Origin of the sequence: Pseudomonas sp. WS 5503, assembly GCF_012985385.1 — a bacterium.
In the GTDB taxonomy this organism is placed as follows: Bacteria; Pseudomonadota; Gammaproteobacteria; order Pseudomonadales; family Pseudomonadaceae; genus Aquipseudomonas; species Aquipseudomonas paracarnis.
The window spans coordinates 851,264-868,885 of the sequence record NZ_JAAQWI010000001.1 but is presented as its reverse complement, the minus strand read 5'-3'; the positions used below and the strand labels follow the sequence as shown (position 1 = coordinate 868,885).

General features: G+C 60.8%; 16 protein-coding genes. 9 read left to right on the top strand and 7 right to left on the bottom strand.

Annotated features, from left to right (window positions below):
• Nucleotides 1-89: 89 nt before the first annotated feature.
• The 5 genes from HBO10_RS04175 to HBO10_RS04155 are packed head-to-tail and all read left to right on the top strand — an operon-like array spanning nt 90 to nt 3,855.
• A complete protein-coding gene (locus tag HBO10_RS04175; RefSeq protein ID WP_014717062.1) occupies nt 90-392 on the top strand; it encodes a DUF3649 domain-containing protein in 303 nt (100 codons plus the stop codon).
• Complete coding sequence (locus tag HBO10_RS04170; RefSeq protein WP_034128666.1) at nt 389-1,963, top strand: PepSY-associated TM helix domain-containing protein; 1,575 nt, start codon at nt 389-391, stop codon at nt 1,961-1,963. The genes HBO10_RS04175 and HBO10_RS04170 overlap by 4 nt, the downstream gene beginning before the upstream one ends.
• Nucleotides 1,963-2,289, top strand: coding sequence for a DUF3325 domain-containing protein (locus HBO10_RS04165; protein WP_034128665.1), 327 nt, complete (start codon nt 1,963-1,965; stop codon nt 2,287-2,289). The genes HBO10_RS04170 and HBO10_RS04165 overlap by 1 nt, the downstream gene beginning before the upstream one ends.
• 13 nt (nt 2,290-2,302) lie before the next feature.
• Nucleotides 2,303-2,881, top strand: coding sequence for an RNA polymerase sigma factor (locus HBO10_RS04160; protein WP_034128714.1), 579 nt, complete (start codon nt 2,303-2,305; stop codon nt 2,879-2,881).
• Entirely contained in the window at nt 2,878-3,855 is a 978-nt protein-coding gene (locus HBO10_RS04155; RefSeq protein WP_034128664.1) for a FecR family protein, read from the top strand. Before HBO10_RS04160 ends, HBO10_RS04155 begins: the two co-directional genes overlap by 4 nt.
• Before the next feature lie 230 nt (nt 3,856-4,085).
• Here HBO10_RS04155 and HBO10_RS04150 read toward each other — a convergent pair whose 3' ends face one another.
• Both HBO10_RS04150 and yejK read right to left on the bottom strand, forming a co-directional pair.
• On the bottom strand, nt 4,086-4,436 hold the full coding sequence (locus HBO10_RS04150) for a glutaredoxin family protein (protein WP_034128663.1): 351 nt from the start codon (nt 4,434-4,436) through the stop codon (nt 4,086-4,088).
• Entirely contained in the window at nt 4,436-5,440 is a 1,005-nt protein-coding gene (gene yejK, locus HBO10_RS04145; RefSeq protein ID WP_003171997.1) for a nucleoid-associated protein YejK, read from the bottom strand. The genes HBO10_RS04150 and yejK overlap by 1 nt, the downstream gene beginning before the upstream one ends.
• Nucleotides 5,441-5,836: 396 nt before the next feature.
• Here yejK and HBO10_RS04140 point away from each other — a divergent pair, with 396 nt between their 5' ends.
• A complete protein-coding gene (locus HBO10_RS04140) occupies nt 5,837-6,118 on the top strand; it encodes an HU family DNA-binding protein (RefSeq protein ID WP_003188840.1) in 282 nt (93 codons plus the stop codon).
• Nucleotides 6,119-6,300: 182 nt separating this feature from the next.
• Here the strand turns inward: HBO10_RS04140 and rlmF are convergent, their stop codons facing one another.
• From rlmF to HBO10_RS04115, 5 genes are all read right to left on the bottom strand, one after another.
• A complete protein-coding gene (rlmF, locus tag HBO10_RS04135; protein ID WP_034128662.1) occupies nt 6,301-7,317 on the bottom strand; it encodes a 23S rRNA (adenine(1618)-N(6))-methyltransferase RlmF in 1,017 nt (338 codons plus the stop codon).
• Nucleotides 7,318-7,556: 239 nt separating this feature from the next.
• A complete protein-coding gene (locus HBO10_RS04130; RefSeq protein ID WP_034128661.1) occupies nt 7,557-10,403 on the bottom strand; it encodes a valine--tRNA ligase in 2,847 nt (948 codons plus the stop codon).
• Between the two features lie 205 nt (nt 10,404-10,608).
• A complete protein-coding gene (locus HBO10_RS04125; RefSeq protein WP_034128660.1) occupies nt 10,609-10,983 on the bottom strand; it encodes a hypothetical protein in 375 nt (124 codons plus the stop codon).
• A gap of 7 nt (nt 10,984-10,990) precedes the next feature.
• Complete coding sequence (locus HBO10_RS04120) at nt 10,991-11,419, bottom strand: DNA polymerase III subunit chi (protein WP_034128659.1); 429 nt, start codon at nt 11,417-11,419, stop codon at nt 10,991-10,993.
• Nucleotides 11,420-11,597: 178 nt separating this feature from the next.
• On the bottom strand, nt 11,598-13,088 hold the full coding sequence (locus HBO10_RS04115; RefSeq protein WP_169921931.1) for a leucyl aminopeptidase: 1,491 nt from the start codon (nt 13,086-13,088) through the stop codon (nt 11,598-11,600).
• Nucleotides 13,089-13,372: 284 nt separating this feature from the next.
• On the opposite strand from HBO10_RS04115, the gene lptF reads away from it, so the two are divergent.
• From lptF to lepA, 3 genes are all read left to right on the top strand, one after another.
• Nucleotides 13,373-14,491: an LPS export ABC transporter permease LptF gene (lptF, locus tag HBO10_RS04110; protein ID WP_034128657.1), complete on the top strand. Its 1,119-nt coding sequence runs from the start codon at nt 13,373-13,375 to the stop codon at nt 14,489-14,491.
• Entirely contained in the window at nt 14,484-15,563 is a 1,080-nt protein-coding gene (lptG, locus tag HBO10_RS04105) for an LPS export ABC transporter permease LptG (protein ID WP_003188851.1), read from the top strand. Before lptF ends, lptG begins: the two co-directional genes overlap by 8 nt.
• Nucleotides 15,564-15,820: 257 nt before the next feature.
• Nucleotides 15,821-17,620, top strand: a complete 1,800-nt coding sequence (gene lepA / locus HBO10_RS04100) for a translation elongation factor 4 (protein WP_003188853.1) — start codon at nt 15,821-15,823, stop codon at nt 17,618-17,620.
• Nucleotides 17,621-17,622: the final 2 nt, after the last annotated feature.

Genomic DNA, 17,622 nt, shown 5'->3' with positions numbered 1-17,622 from the left:
CGGCCAGGGCAGGTGATTCATCCGTTCTCTTTTGCTTATGAGAATATTTATCATTAATATTGCGCGCTGATGAACCAGGCGCCTGCCGCATGAAAAGCAAAACCTCATTGCCCGTTTCCTACCGCCTCGCCGTCACCTCGCGCGTGCTGGCGGCGGTGATTGGCGGTTATCTGATGGCCTCCCTGGCCGCCATCTGCCTGGCGCTCTGGCTGCCCACCTCCCGTGCCGATGCGGTGGTCACCGGCATGATGAGTTCCTTTGTGTTCTACCTGCTGGCGGTGCTCTGGTGTTTTGCCTGCCGCACGGCATGGCGCGCCTGGGCAGGGGTGATGGTGCCGAGCGCACTGTTGGCTACCCTGGCCGGCATTGGTTTCTGGATGGCTCGCACATGAAAGAGGGCTTTCGCCAGGCCATGGCATGGCTGCACACCTGGGCCGGCTTGATCTTCGGCTGGCTGCTGTTCGCGATTTTCCTGACGGGCACCCTGGCCTATTTCAAAGATGAAATAACCCACTGGATGCAGCCCGAAGTGCAGGCCCATCCCCTGGACGATGGGCGCAGCCTCGCCGTCGCGCAAAACTATCTGCAACAGCAGGCGCCTACCGCCGCACGCTGGTTCATTACCTTGCCGAACCGCCGCGACCCCGGCTTGTCGGTGATGTGGCAAGACAAGGTCGAGCCCGGCAAGCGCGGTACTTTCATCCAGAAAGTCCTCGACCCCGTCACCGGCCAACCGGTGCAGGCCCGGGAAAGCAAGGGCGGCGAGTTCTTCTATCGTTTCCACTTCCAACTGCAAATGCCTTACCCGTGGGGCCGCTGGCTGTCGACCATCGCCGCCATGGTGATGTTCGTCGCGCTGATCACCGGCATCATCACCCACAAGAAAGTCTTCAAGGACTTCTTCACCTTCCGCCCGCGCAAAGGCCAGCGCTCCTGGCTGGACGGGCACAACGCGGTGGGGGTGCTGGTGCTGCCGTTTCACCTGATGATCACCTACAGCAGCCTGGTGATTTTCATGAGCATGGTCATGCCTGCGCCCATCGTGGCGTCCTACGGTGACGACAGCCGGGCGTTTTTCAGTGAGCTGTTCCCCGCTACTGACAATGCGCCGGCCCTCGGCCAGCCGGGCAAACTGCTGCCGTTGATGCCGATGTACCAGCAGGCGCGGGAGCAGTGGGCAGGTGGTCATGTAGGGCGTGTGGCGGTCAACAACCCCGGCGATGTCAACGCCTCGGTCAATGTGTTCCGCGCCGGCTCCGACAGCGTAGTGCATGCGTCGGGCAGTACGTTGTCGTTTAGCGGCACCACTGGCGAGCTGTTGCGGGCCAGTGCCGAGCCATCGTTGCCAGCGGTCGTTGGTGGGAGTTTCTACGGTTTGCACATGGGCCATTTCGCCGGCCCGGTGCTGCGCTGGCTGTACTTTATCTGCGGCCTGGCGGGCACGGCGATGATCGGCACAGGCTTGGTGATCTGGCTGGGCAAACGCCAGCTCAAACACGCCAAGGCCTCGGTGATGCCCTTTGAACTGCGTTTGGTGGAGGTGCTGAATATCGCCAGCATGCCCGGATTGATGATCGCCATTGCAGCGTTTTTCTGGGCCAACCGCCTGCTGCCGGTGAGCTTCACCGAGCGTTCTGACTGGGAAGTGCAGGCGTTCTTTATCGCCTGGGGCCTGAGCCTGTTGCACGCCTTGCTGCGGCCCGGTCGCCAGGGCTGGGTCGAGCAACTGAGCCTCGGCGGGCTATTGTTTGCTGCCATTCCATTGCTTAACGCCATCACCACCTCGCACCACTTGGGCGTCTCCGTGCCAAGTGGCGACTGGGCCATGGCCGGCTTCGACCTCACCTGCCTGGCGAGTGGCGTGTTCCTCGCCTGGGCAGCCTGGACGATGCACCACCGCAGCGCGCCGCTACCCAAGGCCGAGCGTGCCCGCGGGTTAACACTCAAGCAGCAGGCCAACTGATGCTTCTGGCGCTATTGATGTGCTACGCCGGGTTCATGGCACTGTGCTTGTCCACCGACCGTCACCACGGCGAACTGCTGCACAGCAAACCCACGCCCATTCGGCGCTTGGGGTTGCGGGTGGGCGGTTGGTTGCTGCTGGGCGTGTCGATTTGGCCGTCGGTGCTGGGCGCCGGTTGGAGTCAGGGCCTGGTGGAGTGGTGCGCGGTGTTGATGCTCAGCGCCTTGCTACTGGTGTTGCTGTTGCCGTATCGGCCAAGGCTGGCCTTGATCCTCGCGGGGCTCGCTCTTTTGGCCAGCCCTGTTGCGGCGTTCGCCCTCTCTTGAGCCGGCCATGGCCATGAGGACCCAACCACCGCAATCTTCTAAGGACACTCCGCACCCGGATGCAGCGGGTGGACGCGCGCATTTCCTGCAGGTGTTTTTGTCCCAGCGCCCGCAAATGGAGGCGTTGGTCAGCCGCCGTGTGGGTTGCCGCGCCACGGCAGCCGACCTGGTGCAGGACCTGTTCCTGCGCTTCTGGCGTCGCCCGCTGGTGCAGGTCGAAGAGCTGAGCACCTACCTGCTGCGCTGCGCCGGCAACATCGCCATCGACCATCTGCGCAGCGAAGGTGCGCGAGCACGCAGCAGCGAAGGCTGGCTGCCGGAACAATCCGACCACCAAGGCTGCGAACCCCAGGCAGCGCTGGAGGCGGGCAATGATCTGCGCCATGTGGAAGCCGCTTTGCGCAGCTTGCCCGAACGCACCCGCCAGATTTTTCTGCTTAACCGCATCCACGGCCGCAAGTACGCCGAAATTGCCAAGGCCATGAACTTGTCCCAAAGCGCCGTGGAAAAACATATGATGCGCGCCCTCGAAGCCTGCAAGGCCAGCCTTCGCGAACCATCGCCTCCACGCACGCCAGGGAACGCCCCGTGAACGTCACGCCCACGCCCGCCCAGGAACAGGCCGCGCTCGATTGGTTGTGCCTGCTGCATGACCAGCCCAGCAGCGGCGACCAGGCCACGTTCAGCCGCTGGTTACGCGCAGATCCCGCACACGTCGAGGCATACTCCCAAGCCCAGGTGCTCTGGGAATTAAGCGAAGTACCGGCGCGCCAGCTGGCCGACGAGGACGCGCTCGCGTTGCAGGGCTACCTCAACACGATCAACGCCTCCAAACGCTCCCGGGTAGCGCGTTGGTCTGGTGCCTTGGCCGTCGCTGCCTGCCTGCTGCTGATGGTGTCGATGGGCATCGGTTGGCAGCCGTCACGCTGGGTCGATGAGTGGGGCGCCGATTATGTGACGGCGCCGGGGGAGGTGAAGACCTTCACCCTGGCCGATCAATCCAAGGTCACCCTCGACGCCGACAGCGCCATCGCTGTGGATTTCAGCCAGGGCGAGCGGCACATCCAATTGCGCCGTGGTGCAGGTTTTTTCAGCGTGACCCACACCGGCCAACCCTTCGTGGTGGAGGCGAGCGGCGGTGAAACGCGGGTAATGGGCACGCAGTTTGAAGTGCGCCTGCAACCTGACGGCGCCGAGGTCACTGTGCTGTCCGGCCGTGTGGGCGTGACGCCCTCCAAACAGGGCCAGCAACAGGTGCTGACAGCGGGCCAGCAAGTGGCCTACGCCGACGGTATTGCCGACCCTTTGCATGGGGTCGACAGCGCCTCACGCCTGGCCTGGCGCGAGGGTTGGCTCAACTACTACAAGGCACCCCTGGCCGATGTGGTCGAGGACCTGAGGCGTTATTACCCCGGTCGAATTCTTCTGCTTAACGAGGACATGGCCGCCAAACGCGTCAGCGGCAGCTTTCCGAGCCAGGACCCTGTAGCGGTCTTGAACGCCTTGCAAGCGGTGCTGGGTTTTGAACAGCACAGCCTGTTGGGCCGCATGATTGTGCTGCGCTAGGCCTGCGTTGCGGTTTTCGCTGCTGAACCTGTCAGGCAAGAAATACCTCAGCTCGACACGCTCGGCGATGGTGTCGCTGGAGGCCAATTTTCAATCACACCCCAGAGCTCGATGCGCAGAGCAGACTTGTGTGGGAGCTGGCTTGCCTGCGATAGCGGTGTGTCAGTCACAGGTATTGAACCTGTTACACCGCCATCGCAGGCAAGCCAGCTCCTACATTTGATTGGGTGTTACTTCAGGGCGGCCATGATTGCTTCGGGGTTGTAGTCGCGAATCAAGGTGCCGTTCACGTCCACAAACGGAATCCCGCCACCGCCCAGCGCCTCATACGCCTTGAGCGCCTTGGCATCCTTCTCGATATCGACGGCTTGGTACGGGATACCCTTCTGGTCCAGAAAACGCCGGATCTGCTTGCAGTACCCACACCACTCGGTGGCATAGAGCACCACCCGCGCAGAGGCACGTACGTGCTCGGGCGCCACCTGGGACGGGTTGAACAGCCGCTCCACCTTGCCCCAGTTCTGGATCGCAACCACCACCAGCAACACCAGCAGGACTTTCTTGAGCACCCCGCCCAGCATCAGTTACGGCGCTTGAGCTGGTCGGTCAGTTGGGTCGGCAGGCCCTTGATGATCAAGGTGCCGGCGGCTTCGTCGTACTCGATCTTGTCGCCCAGCAGGTGCGCTTCAAAGCTGATGGACAGGCCCTCGGCGCGCCCGGTGAAACGCCGGAACTGGTTGAGGGTGCGTTTGTCGGCCGGAATCTCCGGCGACAGGCCGTAATCCTTGTTGCGGATATGGTCGTAGAAGGCTTTTGGCCGATCCTCATCGATCAGCCCGGAGAGCTCTTCCAGGCCCATGGGTTCGCCGAGCTTGGCCTGGCTGCTGGCGTAGTCCACCAGGGTCTTGGTTTTCTCGCGGGCGGACTCGTCGGGCAGGTCTTCGCTTTCAACGAAATCGCTGAACGCCTTGAGCAGGGTGCGGGTTTCGCCCGGGCCATCCACGCCTTCCTGGCAGCCGATAAAGTCGCGGAAGTACTCCGAGACCTTCTTGCCGTTCTTGCCTTTGATGAAGGAGATGTACTGCTTGGACTGCTTGTTGTTCTGCCACTCGGAGACGTTGATACGCGCCGCCAGGTGCAGTTGGCCCAGGTCCAGGTGACGCGAGGGCGTCACGTCCAGCTCGTCGGTCACTGCCACGCCTTCGCTGTGGTGCAGCAGGGCGATAGCCAGGTAGTCGGTCATGCCTTGCTGGTAATGGGCAAACAGCACATGGCCGCCGGTGGAGAGGTTGGATTCCTCCATCAGCTTTTGCAGGTGCTCTACCGCCGTGCGGCTGAAGGTGGTGAAGTCCTGGCCACCGTCAAAGTATTCCTTCAACCAACCGCTGAACGGGTGCGCGCCGGACTCGGCATGGAAGAAACCCCAGGCCTTGCCTTGTTTGGCGTTGTAGCTCTCGTTGAGGTCGGCAAGCATGTTCTCGATGGCGGCGGACTCGGACAGCTCCGAGTCGCGGGCGTGAAGAACTGCGGGTGTGCCGTCGGGTTTTTTGTCGATCAGGTGGACGATGCAATGACGGATCGGCATAGGCTTCTCGGCTGGTTGAAGGGGAGCGGTTGGCCTCCCCGAAAAGTCGCCCAGTGTACCGCACCCATTGGTCAAGACGTGCCCCGAACGGCATTTTGCACGCCCTCCCACTGGCCATATGCCTTTTTTTCACGGTTTAGAGCGATAAAGCTGACCAAATGGGTATGTTGAGGCGGATATTTCCCCGTCTCTGTGCTAGTTTTGCCCCGTCTTACGCCAAGTCTCGGCGTTAAGCGTGCATTCAGCATTTGTCAGGTCGAACCAATCCCCGTTTCAAGCATCTATAACCCCGATCTCCGTGGTTATGGCCGGGGATGCCAGGCCATGACGGTCGGGCTCGACGGCTGACACTGCACTCTGCAATCCATATGAATTTGATAGGGAAGGAACACCACAATGGCTATTACTAAAGACCAACTGATCGCTGACCTGGCTGAAGCAGTAGACGCACCGAAAACTACCGTGCGCGCTCTGCTGGACCAACTGAGCCAAGTTGTTGCTGATCAGCTGGAAAATGGCGGCGAAATCACTCTGCCAGGCGTTGGCAAACTGAAAGTGACCGAGCGTCCTGCCCGTACTGGCCGTAACCCTTCGACTGGCGCTGCCATCGAAATCGCTGCCAAGAAAGTTATCAAGCTGGTTGTGGCTAAAGGCCTGACCGACGCTGTTAACAAGTAAGACGCAGCAAAAAAACCGTGCTTCGGAGTGATCCGGGCACGGTTTTTTATTGCCTGCGATTTTATTGTAGAGCGCGGTTATTGTGGCGAGGGAGCTTGCTCCCGCTGGAGTGCGCAGCGCTCCCAGGATTTTGGGGCCGCTGCGCTGCCCAGCGGGAGCAAGCTCCCTCGCCACAATGATTCTTATCGAACCCAGCGCTGGCGCCAGATCTGCTGCTCGTTCTTGGTCTGGAATGTCCAGGCCACAAAGCGGCTCTGCTTCTGCCCCTGGGACATCTCCACCACCTGGCTTTCCAGCACGCCGGCTTTTTTCAGCGCGGTTTCGATCGCCGGCAGGTTGGACGCTTTGGACACCAGGGTGCTGAACCACAGCACTTTATGCGCAAAATGCGCGCTCTCGGCGATCAGTTGCGTCACAAATCGCGCTTCGCCACCTTCACACCACAGTTCGGCCGATTGACCACCGAAGTTAAGCACCGGCAACTTGCGTTTCGGGTCGGCCTTGCCCAAGGCGCGCCATTTACGCTCGCTACCTTTGGTGGCTTCGTCCATGGATGCATGGAACGGCGGGTTGCACATCGTAAGGTCAAAGCGCTCACCCGGCTCCAGCAGGCCCAACAGGATCTGCTTGGGGTTGGGTTGCTGGCGCAGCTGGATGACCTTGCTCAGGTCGTTGGACTGCACGATGGCCTTGGCGGCGGACACGGCGATCGGGTCGACCTCCGAGCCCAGGAAGTTCCAGCGGTACTCCATATAGCCAATCAGCGGGTACACGCAGTTGGCGCCCATACCGATGTCCAGCACCTTGACGATCGAGCCCCGCGGGATCTTGCCGTCGTTGACGCTGGCCAGCAGGTCGGCGAGGAAGTGCACGTAGTCGGCACGCCCCGGCACCGGTGGGCACAGGTAGTCGGCAGGGATGTCCCAATGCTGGATGCCGTAGAAAGACTTCAACAGTGCCCGGTTGAACACCCGCACCGCATCCGGGCTGGCGAAGTCGATGCTCTCTTTGCCGTAGGGGTTGATGATCACGAACTGCGCCAGTTCCGGCGTGGTTTTGATCAGCGCCGGGAAGTCGTAACGGCCCGTGTGGCGGTTGCGCGGGTGCAGGGTGGCCTCTTTGCGCGGCGCGACGGGTTTGGCCGTGGCGGCGGTTTTAGGCTTCTTGCGCGGTGGTTTGGGCGTAGTGGGGGCGGTCATGATGATTCTGGTGTTGGCTCAATGTGGTGGGCATTGTCACACATTCCTGAACACAACTCGGTCAAATGTGGGAGCTGGCTTGCCTGCGATAGCATCACCTCGGTCTGCCTGATACACCGAGTCGTCAGTATCGCAGGCAAGCCAGCTCCCACAGGGATAGGGTTTTGATTGGGAAATGGTGTCGTTTTCCTGGACAAAAAAAAGAGGCCCGAAGGCCTCTTTCTCTACACGGTTTCCCCTTACAGGCTGGAAATCCGCGCATGTTGCTCCGCCAGCTTGCCCAAGGCCTGTTCAGCCTCGGCCAACTTGGCGCGTTCTTTCTCGATCACTTCAGCCGGCGCCTTGTCAACGAACGCCGCGTTGGACAGCTTGCCGCCCACTCGCTGCACTTCGCCTTGCAGACGCGCAATTTCCTTGTCGAGGCGGGCCAGTTCCGCGCCCTTGTCGATCAGGCCGGCCATCGGCACCAGCACTTCCATATCACCCACCAACGCGGTGGCAGACAACGGTGCTTCGGCATCGGCAGCCAATACGGTGATCGACTCCAGCTTGGCCAGCTTCTTGAGCAGCGCATCGTTTTCGCTGAGGCGACGCTGGTCTTCGGCACTGGCGTTCTTGACGAACACGGCCAGCGGCTTGCCCGGACCGATGTTCATCTCGGCGCGGATGTTACGTGTGCCGAGCATCAGGGTCTTGAGCCATTCGATATCGCTTTCGGCGGCCTCATCGATGCGCGCTTCGTTGGCCACCGGCCAAGGTTGCAGCATGATGGTCTTGCCTTCGATACCGGCCAGCGGCGCCAGGCGCTGCCAGATTTCTTCGGTGATGAACGGCATGAACGGGTGCGCCAGGCGCAACGCCACTTCCAGCACGCGCACCAGGGTGCGACGGGTGCCGCGCTGGCGTTCGACCGGCGCGTTTTCGTCCCACAGTACCGGCTTGGACAGTTCCAGGTACCAGTCGCAATACTGGTTCCAGATGAACTCGTACAGGGCCTGTGCGGCCAGGTCGAAACGGAACTGGTCGAGCTGGCGGGTCACTTCGGCTTCGGTGCGCTGCAACTGCGAGATGATCCAGCGATCCGCCAGGCTCAGCTCATAGGCTTCGCCGTTCTGGCCGCAGTCTTCGCCTTTGTCCAGCACGTAGCGCGCCGCGTTCCAGATCTTGTTGCAGAAGTTGCGATAGCCTTCGACGCGGCCCATGTCGAACTTGATGTCGCGACCGGTGGAGGCCAGCGAGCAGAAGGTGAAGCGCAGGGCGTCGGTGCCGTAGCTGGCGATGCCGTCGGCGAATTCGTCGCGGGTCTGCTTCTCGATCTTTTTCGCCAGTTTCGGCTGCATCAGGCCCGAGGTGCGTTTCTGCACCAGGGTTTCCAGGTCGATGCCGTCGATGATGTCCAGCGGGTCCAGGACGTTGCCCTTGGACTTGGACATCTTCTGGCCCTGGCCGTCGCGTACCAGGCCGTGTACGTACACGGTCTTGAACGGTACCTGCGGGGTGCCGTCTTCGTTCTTCACCAGATGCATGGTGAGCATGATCATCCGGGCAACCCAGAAGAAAATGATGTCGAAGCCGGTGACCAGCACGTCGGTGGAGTGGAATTTCTTCAGGAACTCGGTCTGCTGCGGCCAGCCCAGGGTGGAGAAGGTCCACAGGCCCGAACTGAACCAGGTGTCCAGTACGTCGTTGTCCTGTTGCAGCGCGATGTCCGCGCCGAGGTTGTGCTTGGCACGCACTTCGGCTTCGTCGCGGCCTACATAGACCTTGCCCGACTCGTCGTACCAGGCAGGAATACGGTGGCCCCACCACAGCTGACGGCTGATGCACCAGTCCTGGATGTCGCGCATCCACGAGAAGTACATGTTTTCGTACTGTTTAGGCACGAACTGGATGCGGCCATCTTCCACGGCGGCAATCGCAGGTTCTGCCAGCGGCTTGGTGGACACGTACCACTGGTCGGTCAGCCACGGTTCGATCACGGTGCCGGAGCGGTCGCCCTTCGGCACTTTCAGGCCGTGGTCGTCAACGCTGACCAGCAAACCGGCAGCGTCGAAGGCGGCAACGATCTGTTTGCGCGCTTCAAAACGGTCCAGGCCTGCGTATTCGGCCGGGATCTTGCCGTCAATGCTGTCGTTGAGCGTGCCGTCCAGGTTGAACACCTGGCAGGCCGGCAATACGGCGGCATTCTTGTCGAAGATGTTCAGCAACGGCAGGTTGTGGCGCTTGCCGACTTCGTAGTCGTTGAAATCGTGGGCCGGGGTGATTTTCACGCAGCCGGTGCCGAACTCAGGGTCGCAGTAGTCATCCGTGATGATCGGGATACGGCGGCCAACCAGTGGCAGTTCGACGAATTTGCCGATCAGCGCCTGGTAGCGCTCGTCGTTCGGGTTAACGGCCACGGCGGCATCGCCGAGCATGGTTTCCGGACGGGTAGTGGCGACGATCAGGTAATCATTGCCTTCAGCGGTCTTGGCGCCGTCGGCCAGCGGGTACTTGAGGTTCCACAGGAAGCCTTTCTCGTCGTGGTTTTCCACTTCAAGGTCGGAAATGGCTGTGTGCAACTTGGTGTCCCAGTTGACCAGGCGCTTGCCGCGGTAGATCAGGCCGTCTTCATGCAAGCGCACGAAGGCTTCCTTAACGGCTTCGGACAGGCCGTCGTCCATGGTGAAGCGCTCGCGGCTCCAGTCTACGGACGAACCCAGGCGACGGATCTGACGGCTGATATTGCCGCCGGACTGGTCTTTCCATTCCCAGACTTTCTCCAGGAATTTTTCGCGACCCAGGTCGTGACGGTTCTGGCCGGTGGCTTCCAGTTGGCGTTCCACCAGCATCTGGGTGGCGATACCGGCGTGGTCGGTGCCCGGTTGCCACAGGGTGTCACGACCCTGCATGCGGCGGAAGCGGATCAACGCATCCATGATCGCATTGTTGAAGCCATGGCCCATGTGCAGGCTGCCAGTGACGTTCGGTGGCGGAATCATGATGGTGTACGAGTCGCCCGCACCTTGTGGGGCGAAATAGTTCTCGGACTCCCAGGTGTTGTACCAGGAAGTTTCGATAGCGTGGGGCTGGTAGGTCTTATCCATGCGCGGCGGGACCCTAGTTGGCATTTATTCAGGAAAGCCGGCAAGTATAACGGGGGATAGGGGCGAGGGCGAGGCGAAGACGGTTAAGACCGATGCAGAATTAATGTGGGAGCTGCCTGCGATGGCGGTGTTTCAGTCAGCATCTTCGGCGACTGATGCGCCGCCATCGCAGGCAAGCCAGCTCCCACAGGGGTCTATGCAAGGTTTAAGACTGGTATTGGCTGAGCAACCGCTCCATCCGCGCATCCATCCGACGCTTGATCTCGGCCTCGATATGCGGCGCAAAGTCATCGATCACATCCTGCATGATCAATTGCGCAGCGGCGCGCAGTTCGTTGTCCAGGTGCAGCAGCAGGGCGTCGGGGGCTTTTTCGGCGGCTGGAGCGGGTTCTGCAATCGCAGGTGCCGGCGCGGCAGGCTTGCCGCCGACCATGTCGAACAACAGCGGAATCTGAACCTCACCCTCGACCGTCTCGGTCAGCAGCGGCGGTTGCAGGTTGTCATCACCCAGCAACTGACGGATCGACTCCAGGTCATCCAGCAGGTGGTCGTCTTTTTTCAGCGGGTTGGGAGTGTCCATCATGTACTCAAAGTCGTTGTAGCCGGTGATCTTGCAGAGGATAGCCCTGTTCACGGTAGAAACGGAAACTCTCCCGCGCAGCCTGACGAATAGCCGGGTCTTCCACTACCACTTCCGCCACACGGGCGAACGCTTGGGCAAAGGCCGGTACCTTCAGGTCGAGGTTGACCAGCAAGTCATGGTGATCGCCGCAATTGTCCCCCAAGCCCAGGACTACCAGGCTTTCAGGTTCGGATTCGGCGGGGCCGTGGGGCACGAAGCTTTCGCCCTTGAAGCGCCACAGACGGGCATCAAGTTCTTCACGTTGGGCGGCATCGCTGCAGTGCAGGTAGATGCGATGGCCCATGCGCCAGGCTTTTTCAGTGAGTTTGCAGGCAAAGTCCAGGCGCGCTAGGGGGTCGGCGCTGGGCAATATATAGAAGTCGACTTGGGGCATTGGAAATCCTGGGGCTGGCCTGGTTGCCCCTCTGTAGGAGCGAGCTTGCTGTGGCGAGCAAGCTTGCTTGCGCTGGGGTGCGGAGTGCCCCTAAAAAGCCGGGGACTGCTACGCAGTCAACGGGAGCAAGCTCCCTCGCCACAGCAAGCTCGCTCCTACAGAGAGGCGCAGGGGCCGCTTAAGCCTTGGCGCGATCCAGCAGGTATTGGGTCAGCAGGGGTACCGGACGGCCAGTGGCGCCCTTGTCCTTGCCGCCGCTGGTCCAGGCCGTGCCGGCGATGTCCAGGTGAGCCCAGTTGAAGTTCTTGGCAAATCGCGACAGGAAGCAGGCTGCGGTGATGGTGCCGGCTTTCGGGCCACCGATGTTGGCGATGTCGGCGAACGGGCTATCGAGCTGTTCCTGGTACTCATCGAACAGCGGCAGTTGCCAGGCGCGGTCGTCGGCGGCCTTGCCGGCGCTGAGCAGTTGCTCGATCAATTCGTCGTTATTGCCCAGCAGGCCCGAGGTGTGGGAGCCCAAGGCAACGATGCACGCGCCGGTCAGGGTAGCGATGTCGATCACGGCCTGGGGCTTGAAGCGTTCGGCGTAGGTCAGGGCATCGCACAGCACCAGGCGGCCTTCGGCGTCGGTGTTGAGGATCTCCACAGTCTGGCCGCTCATGGTGGTGACGATATCGCCTGGGCGAGCCGCGCCGGCGCTCGGCATGTTCTCGGCACAGGCCAAAATGCACACCAGGTTGATCGGCAGCTTGAGTTCCAGCACGGCACGCAGGGTGCCGAACACGCTGGCGGCACCGCCCATGTCGTACTTCATCTCGTCCATGCCGGCACCGGGCTTGAGGCTGATGCCGCCGGTATCGAAGGTGATGCCTTTACCTACCAGGGCGTAAGGCTTCTCGGACTTCTTGCCGCCGTTGTATTGCATCACGATCAGGCGTGGCGGCTGGTCGCTGCCCTGGCCCACGGCATAGAACGAGCCCATGCCCAGGTCCTTGATCTTCTTCTCGTCCAGCACTTCAACCTTCAAGCCCTTGAACTCTTTGCCCAATGCCTTGGCCTGTTCGCCCAGGAACGTCGGGTGGCAGATGTTCGGCGGCAGGTTGCCCAGGTCGCGAGTGAACGACATGCCGTTGGCGATGGCCTGGGCGTGGGTGACGGCGCGCTGGACTTCAGCCTGGGCAGCCTTGATGGTCAGCAGGGTGATTTTCTTCAGGGCGCGGGGTTCGGCTTTCTGGCTCTTGAACTGGTCGAAAATATAGCCGCCGTCCACCAGCGACTCGGCCAGCAGTCGGGTCTTGCCGTAGCTGTCGCGGCCCTTGACCACGATTTCATCGAGCGCTAGCACCGCATCGCTGCCGCCCAGGCCCTTGAGGGTGGTGAGGATGCCGCTGACGATCTTGCGAAACGGACGGTCGCCCAGTTCGGCATCCTTGCCCACGCCCACCAGCAAAACGCGCTCGGCTTTAAGGTTGGGCAGGCTCTGCAGCAACAGGCTCTGACCGACCTTGCCGGCCAGGTCGCCGCGCTTGAGCACTGCGCTGATAGCGCCGCCGCTCAGTTCGTCCAGTTGCTTGGCGGCGACGCCGAGTGTGCGGCCTTCGCCGACAGCGACCACGAGGGTGGCGGTTTTCAACGTTTCGGGGCTAACGCTTTTTACAACCAATTCCATTTTCGGGTCCCTTATCAAGGTCTGTGAGCCGGGAGCTTGTACTCCGGCTTTAAAGCTCGGCAGCGTTGTAAACCGCCAGCGACAAAGGCCGCAGTTTGAACCTCGCCAACGGAGCCTGACAACCCTTGGCGCACGCTTTGTGCGTGCGCATGAGTAAGCTCCGTGACAGGCGAGGTCAATCACAGGATAATGCGCCATCTTTTTAGCCGGCCCGTGGTAAGCGGGTCGACTCGGTATGCTTGCTTGTTTGGCCGCCTTAGCCTGACAACCCTGGAGTGTCTGGTTTGATTGTCTTCCGTTATCTGTCCCGCGAAGTCCTGTTGACCCTGAGTGCCGTGAGTGCGGTGTTGCTGGTCATCATCATGAGTGGTCGTTTCGTCAAGTTCCTGGCCCAAGCCGCCGCTGGCGCCCTGGATCCGGGCTCACTCTTCCTGATCATGGGCTACCGGATGCCCGGCATGCTCCAGTTGATCCTGCCACTTGGCCTGTTTCTCGGCATATTGCTGGCCTATGGCCGGCTGTACTTGGAAAGCGAGATGACCGTGCTGTCGGCCACCGGCATGAGCCAGCAGCGCCTGCTGGCCATGACCATGGTGCCTGCCGCCGGTGTTGCCCTGGTGGTGGCCTGGTTGAGCATGAGCCTGGCGCCCCAGGGGGCCATGCAATTCCAGCTGCTGCTGAACAAGCAGGATGCGATGACTGAGTTCGACACCCTCGAACCCGGTCGCTTCCAGTCGCTCAGCGACGGTTCGCGGGTGACCTACACCGAAACCATGACCGACGACCGCTCCAACCTTGGCGGCGTGTTCATCTCCCAGAAGAACCTCGGTCAGAACCAGAAGGATCGGGGTATTTCGATTCTGGTGGCCGACAGCGGTCGCCAGGAAATCCGTCCCGATGGCAATCGCTACCTGATCCTGGAAAACGGCTACCGCTACGACGGCAGCCCTGGCCTGGCGGATTATCGGGCGATCAAGTACGACACCTATGGCGTCATGCTGCCCAAGGCCGAGATCAGTGACGAGGTCACCGACCGCGACGCACTGCCCACCTCATCGCTGTTCGGCAGCCCGGAGTTGCGCTCCATCGCCGAGTTGCAATGGCGCCTGTCCCTGCCGCTGCTGGTGTTTATCGTGACCCTGATGGCCGTGCCGCTGTCGCGCGTCAACCCGCGCCAAGGGCGTTTCCTCAAGTTGCTGCCAGCGATCCTGCTGTACATGGCCTACCTGACCATCCTGATTTCTGCCCGTGGTTCCCTGGAGAAGGGCAAGTTGCCACCGGCCTTGGGCCTGTGGTGGGTGCACGGGGTTTTCCTGATGATCGGCCTGGGGCTGCTCTACTGGGAACCTATCCGTTTGAAAATGAAGAGCCGTCGTGGCCTGAAGGAGTTGGCCCGTGGCTAAGCTTGATCGCTACATCGGCATTAGCGTACTGATCGCCATCCTGGCGGTACTGGGCATCATTCTCGGCCTGGCCTTGCTGTTCGCCTTCATTGATGAAGTGGGCAACGTTACTGACACTTACACAGTCACGGACGTGCTGAGCTACGTCGCACTGACCGCGCCGCGCCGCCTCTACGACATGATGCCAATGGCCGCGCTGATCGGCTGCCTGATCGGCCTGGGCACCCTGGCCAGCAACAGCGAGCTGACCATCATGCGCGCCGCCGGGGTTTCCATCGGCCGTATCGTCTGGGCGGTGATGAAGCCGATGCTGCTGCTGATGGCCTGCAGCGTGCTGATCGGTGAATACGTCGCGCCACCGGCCGAAGCCACCGCCCAGGCCAATCGCGCCCTGGCCCAGGGTTCGGGCGATGCGCAAAGCGCCAAGCACGGCCTGTGGCACCGCCAGGGTGACGAGTTCATCCACATCAACGCCGTGCAACCGGGTGGCCTGTTGATCGGGGTGACCCGCTACACCTTCGACAAAGAACGGCACATGTTGTCGTCCAGCTTCGCCAAGCGCGCGCAGTACAGTGGCGAGCAATGGCAACTGAGCGACGTCACCACCACGCACTTCCGTAACGTGGGCCAGGGCACCCAGTCCAGCACCGAAGTGGTCAATGTGCCGACCGAACAGTGGGATATCGCCCTCAAGCCGGAGTTGCTCAACACCGTGGTCATGGTGCCGGAAGCCCTGCCGATCTCCGGTTTGTGGAGCTATATCCACTACCTCAAGGAGCAGGGTTTGAACAATGGCCGCTACTGGCTGGCGTTCTGGGTGAAAGTCTTGCAGCCGGTGGTTACCGCCGCCTTGGTGTTGATGGCGATCTCCTTCATTTTCGGGCCATTGCGTTCCGTGACCCTGGGCCAACGGGTATTTACCGGCGTGCTGGTGGGCTTCACCTTCCGCATCGCCCAGGACTTGCTTGGGCCGTCGAGCTTGGTATTCGGCTTCTCGCCGCTGTTTGCGGTGCTGGTGCCAACAGCTATTTGTGCCGTGGCCGGGTTCTGGCTGCTGCGCCGGGCGGGTTGAAGCCGCGCTCGCTAAATGCCACTCACTGTAGGAGCGAGCTTGCTCGCGAAAGTCTGCGAAACGCAGCGTTTATCCAGAATAAGCGCGTTATCGTTGGCGATTTTCGCGAGCGAGCTCGCTCCTACAGTTTTAAGCCCCATTAAAGTGGGGCTTTTTTGTATTGGTCAGCAAAGATGACGTCTGGCCTGAGCATCAGGTACAATTCCCGGCTATTTTTCAGCGGGCAATCTGCCTGCAGCCTTTTTGAGTGTTGATCCGTGAGTGATTTGAGTCATATCCGCAATTTCTCCATCATCGCCCACATTGACCATGGCAAGTCGACGCTGGCCGATCGATTTATCCAAATGTGCGGCGGCCTTGCCGAGCGTGAAATGGAAGCCCAGGTACTGGATTCCATGGACCTCGAACGCGAGCGCGGGATCACCATCAAGGCCCACAGCGTCACGCTGTACTACAAGGCCAAAGACGGCATTACTTACCAACTGAACTTCATTGACACCCCAGGCCACGTTGACTTCACCTACGAAGTCAGCCGTTCGCTGGCGGCCTGCGAAGGCGCGTTGCTGGTGGTCGATGCCGGGCAGGGCGTGGAGGCGCAGTCGGTTGCCAACTGCTACACCGCGATCGAGCAGGGCCTGGAAGTCATGCCCGTGCTCAACAAGATCGACCTGCCCCAGGCCGAGCCTGAGCGCGTCAAGGAAGAGATTGAGAAGATCATCGGCATCGATGCCACCGACGCCGTCACCTGCAGCGCCAAGACCGGCCTGGGTGTCGACGAAGTGCTCGAACGTCTGGTGCACACCATTCCCGCGCCGACCGGCAACTACGAAGATCCGCTGCAAGCGTTGATCATCGACTCCTGGTTCGACAACTACCTGGGCGTTGTTTCCCTGGTACGCGTGCGCCATGGCCGTGTGAAGAAGGGCGACAAGATCCTGGTCAAGTCCACTGGCAAGATCCACCTGGTGGACAGCGTCGGTGTATTCAACCCCAAGCACACCGCTACCGTTGATCTGAAAGCCGGTGAAGTAGGCTTCATCATCGCCGGCATCAAGGACATTCATGGTGCGCCAGTGGGTGACACCCTGACCTTGAGCTCCACGCCAGACGTCGACGTGCTGCCCGGCTTCAAGCGCATCCAGCCACAGGTCTACGCCGGCCTGTTCCCGGTCAGCTCCGATGACTTCGAAGATTTCCGCGAAGCCCTGCAAAAACTGACCCTCAACGACTCGTCGTTGCAGTACACCCCGGAAAGCTCCGACGCCCTGGGCTTCGGCTTCCGTTGCGGGTTCCTGGGCATGCTGCACATGGAGATCATCCAGGAGCGCCTTGAGCGCGAATACGACCTGGACCTGATCACCACCGCGCCAACCGTTATTTTTGAGTTGCTGCTCAAAACCGGTGAAACGATTTACGTCGACAACCCCTCCAAGCTTCCGGACCTGTCGGCCATCGAAGACATGCGCGAGCCGATCGTGCGGGCCAATATCCTGGTACCGCAGGAACACTTGGGCAACGTCATTACCCTGTGTATCGAAAAGCGTGGCGTGCAGCGCGACATGCTGTTCCTCGGTACTCAGGTACAAGTGACCTACGATATGCCGATGAACGAAGTGGTCCTGGACTTCTTCGACCGTCTCAAGTCCACCAGTCGCGGCTATGCTTCGCTGGACTACCATTTCGATCGTTACCAATCGGCTAATCTGGTGAAACTGGATGTGCTGATCAACGGCGACAAGGTAGATGCCTTGGCACTGATCGTGCACAAGGACAACGCGCACTACAAAGGTCGCCAACTGACCGAGAAGATGAAAGAACTGATTCCGCGCCAGATGTTCGACGTCGCGATCCAGGCCGCCATCGGCGGGCAGATCATTGCACGGACTTCCGTCAAGGCTCTCAGAAAGAACGTACTGGCCAAATGCTACGGCGGTGACGTAAGCCGTAAGCGCAAGCTGCTTGAGAAGCAAAAGGCCGGTAAAAAACGCATGAAGCAAGTAGGCAACGTGGAAGTTCCACAAGAAGCCTTCCTTGCGGTGCTCAGGTTGGATAGTTAGGT

Coding starts and splice junctions, on each gene's coding strand:
- HBO10_RS04175 (WP_014717062.1), top strand. CDS start 90: ATGAAAAGCAAAACCTCATTGCCCGTTTCCTACCGCCTCGCCGTCACC.
- HBO10_RS04170 (WP_034128666.1), top strand. CDS start 389: ATGAAAGAGGGCTTTCGCCAGGCCATGGCATGGCTGCACACCTGGGCC.
- HBO10_RS04165 (WP_034128665.1), top strand. CDS start 1,963: ATGCTTCTGGCGCTATTGATGTGCTACGCCGGGTTCATGGCACTGTGC.
- HBO10_RS04160 (WP_034128714.1), top strand. CDS start 2,303: ATGAGGACCCAACCACCGCAATCTTCTAAGGACACTCCGCACCCGGAT.
- HBO10_RS04150 (WP_034128663.1), bottom strand. CDS start 4,436: ATGCTGGGCGGGGTGCTCAAGAAAGTCCTGCTGGTGTTGCTGGTGGTG.
- yejK (WP_003171997.1), bottom strand. CDS start 5,440: ATGCCGATCCGTCATTGCATCGTCCACCTGATCGACAAAAAACCCGAC.
- HBO10_RS04140 (WP_003188840.1), top strand. CDS start 5,837: ATGGCTATTACTAAAGACCAACTGATCGCTGACCTGGCTGAAGCAGTA.
- rlmF (WP_034128662.1), bottom strand. CDS start 7,317: ATGACCGCCCCCACTACGCCCAAACCACCGCGCAAGAAGCCTAAAACC.
- HBO10_RS04130 (WP_034128661.1), bottom strand. CDS start 10,403: ATGGATAAGACCTACCAGCCCCACGCTATCGAAACTTCCTGGTACAAC.
- HBO10_RS04125 (WP_034128660.1), bottom strand. CDS start 10,983: ATGGACACTCCCAACCCGCTGAAAAAAGACGACCACCTGCTGGATGAC.
- HBO10_RS04120 (WP_034128659.1), bottom strand. CDS start 11,419: ATGCCCCAAGTCGACTTCTATATATTGCCCAGCGCCGACCCCCTAGCG.
- HBO10_RS04115 (WP_169921931.1), bottom strand. CDS start 13,088: ATGGAATTGGTTGTAAAAAGCGTTAGCCCCGAAACGTTGAAAACCGCC.